Here is a 2,642-nt window from a genome sequence, read left to right on the forward strand (position 1 = left end):
CATGAATTCTGAAAAGATGGTCTTATATAGTAATCCATGAATTCTGAAAAGATGGTCTTATATAGTAATCCATGAATTCTGAAAAGATGGACTTGTATAGTATTCCATGAATTTTGAAAAGATGGACTTGTATAGTGTTCTATAAATTCTAAAAAGATGGTCACTATATAAGACCATCTTTTTTAAAAACAAATGCTCAAATAAATTTGTTAATCACGTTTTTAACGGAAATTTTCAAAAATTTTTATTATCTTTTACGATTTATGGCATACTACTATCACAATAGTAAGAGAGGAAATAAACTAATGAATCAAATGACCATTTCTTTTAAAACAAAAACTGGCATGACAAATATACGTCATAATAACAGAGATCTGAGCGAAGAAGAATTTAAGAGTAATGAACACAGGCATATAAATCGTGCATTGTCCCACGAAAATATAACGATTATTAAACGTGACATAAGAGAAGTCTATCACGATGAATTTGACGATGCTTTAAATACTTATAATTCAAAACAACGGAGGAAGGATAGAAAAATTGAAGACTACTACAAACACGTTAAAAAATCAAAGACATTGGATCTGCAACGTGAATTTGTAGTCTCAGTAGGTAATAAATCCGACTGGGAAAAGATGGATTTCAATAAAAAAAGAGAGGTAGGAGAGGCCCTAGCAAGCTACGTAAGAGATTTTAATGAACGGCACGATCATTTAGTCATCTATAATGCAGTTGTCCATTTAGACGAAGATGGAGCTCCTCATGCTCATTTCAATGTTGTTCCTATTGCTGATGGGTATAAAAATGGTCTTTCGAAACAACCATCTTTTTCAAAAGCTCTTCTCCAGGAAGGATTTAAAGAAAAAGGACGTGGCCAACTGAAACAATTTCGTGATCATGAAATTGATAGGATTCAATACTTTATGAAAAACGTTAATATCGAACGCAAGTTAGGTCAAACGAACGATATTAAGGATATGCGAGAATATAAAGAAACTATGCGACAAATTGAATTACAGAAGCAGCAAGAAGAGAGGGAGCTGCAGCACTTGAAGAATGAGGTCGCAAACATGTCCGAAGAGTTGGATAAAGCAAAATTAGAAGATCAAACTATCAATGCTATGTTACGTCTTAAAATGATCAGTGAAACTGAAGTAGATAAAAGTCAATTTGAAATCAAAGAGCGAGGGCTATTTAATAACCGTGAACGTGTTGTGATTGTTCCTGAAGATGAGTTTGATAGAATAGCCATGAAGGCGAACTATAGCCCATTGTCGAATTTGTTGAACGATTTTAAAGAGTCTATTCTTCAAATAGGGTTCATTAAAAAGTTACATTCTACAATTTCATCTTTAAAGAATGTGATCAAAGAACTGAAAGCAGAATTCCAAAAAGAGAAAACTAAATTGGAAAAAGAGAATCGAAATGCTTGGGATAAGTATTTTGAAGCTAAGAAAGAAGCTGATACTTATAAACGTTTTAAATCAGAGTTTGAAAGATATTTATCTGAAGAGGAAAAAAATGAGATCTCAGATAAAATCTATGAACGTCAAGAAGCTGAAATTGAAGGAGGTTTGTGGCAAGATTTTGATTTAGATCGTTAGATAAATTAGGGGATATTCTTTTCTCCTCCTAGAAAAGGACTTGCATATGCAAGTCCTAATTATTAATACATGTTCAAATTACAAAAAATCATAGATATCTGTCTGATGTGATGCTTTCTCTGCCTCTATGATTACCTCTGCAGTGGTTGGCATCCGTCTATCCCTAATTACCATCTCATACCCGATAACTTTTCGTCCTTTTTTTACAGTTGTTAAATCTATATCAGCGTTGAATTTCATTTCTAGTTCTTCACATGCCACCATGAGAGCATTCCTCTTAAACAAACCTGCAGGCCATGACTTTTCTTCACCCAAGAACCAATCTTGCCATTCCTCTAAACTTCCCTTAATGGTTGTATATTCTCGATTTCCTAAGCGATATGCTTCCCAAAGTTTCATCAAGATCAAAGAATACTTTGATTTCACATTTCCTAACTCATCCAAATGGAAAGAGTAGTAGTTTCTTTTCAACTCAAAAACTAAAGGTCCAGCATCTTCAGAGAATTTAAACTCTACAAGGCCATCCTCAATAAATCTTATTCTGCTGAAAAGTTGAGTCATGATTATTGAACGTCTACCGTCAGGCAATGTTTCAGGGATATATAGGGCTGTATTCTCGTTAAGTCTCGAAAAAGCTTCTGCAATCCGTCTATAATTCTGACCGTTTTTAGTTAAGCCAAAGTGCTTCATAATGTCAAGGCTATGAACCGTAAAGACATCACCAACTCTACTATCTTTCGTTACAGATGAAAAACAGTAGTCTAAAACCTTGTGTTCAAAAGCTTTTAAATTACCAAATGCTTTGGCCAAGTCATTCGCCTGGACAACTAAATAATTTTGACGAGAAGCTAGTTCTTCATAGATTTTACTGGATTTTCTATTTGATACCATCTTGTTTACCTTTTACTATATTTCCTATTATGCTATATTCTATCAATTTTTAATTTTATAGTCAATAATGGGGTACAAAATAGTCATTAATAGGGTACAAAATAGTCAATAATGGGGTACAAAATAGTCAATAATGGGGTACAAAAT

General features: G+C 33.4%; 2 protein-coding genes. One reads left to right on the forward strand and one right to left on the reverse strand.

Annotation, left to right across the window (positions count from 1 at the left end):
- Positions 1-305: 305 nt before the first annotated feature.
- Positions 306-1,604, forward strand: coding sequence for a plasmid recombination protein (locus LIZ08_RS10130; RefSeq protein ID WP_227038810.1), 1,299 nt, complete (start codon positions 306-308; stop codon positions 1,602-1,604).
- Positions 1,605-1,682: 78 nt separating this feature from the next.
- Here the strand turns inward: LIZ08_RS10130 and LIZ08_RS10135 are convergent, their stop codons facing one another.
- Complete coding sequence (locus LIZ08_RS10135; protein ID WP_000254442.1) at positions 1,683-2,495, reverse strand: replication initiation protein; 813 nt, start codon at positions 2,493-2,495, stop codon at positions 1,683-1,685.
- Positions 2,496-2,642 lie beyond the last annotated feature (147 nt).

Source organism: Streptococcus sp. 210928-DFI.4.42 (genome assembly GCF_020554365.1).
In the GTDB taxonomy this organism is placed as follows: Bacteria; Bacillota; Bacilli; order Lactobacillales; family Streptococcaceae; genus Streptococcus; species Streptococcus parasanguinis_S.

Coding starts and splice junctions, on each gene's coding strand:
- LIZ08_RS10135 (WP_000254442.1), bottom strand. CDS start 2,495: ATGGTATCAAATAGAAAATCCAGTAAAATCTATGAAGAACTAGCTTCT.
- LIZ08_RS10130 (WP_227038810.1), top strand. CDS start 306: ATGAATCAAATGACCATTTCTTTTAAAACAAAAACTGGCATGACAAAT.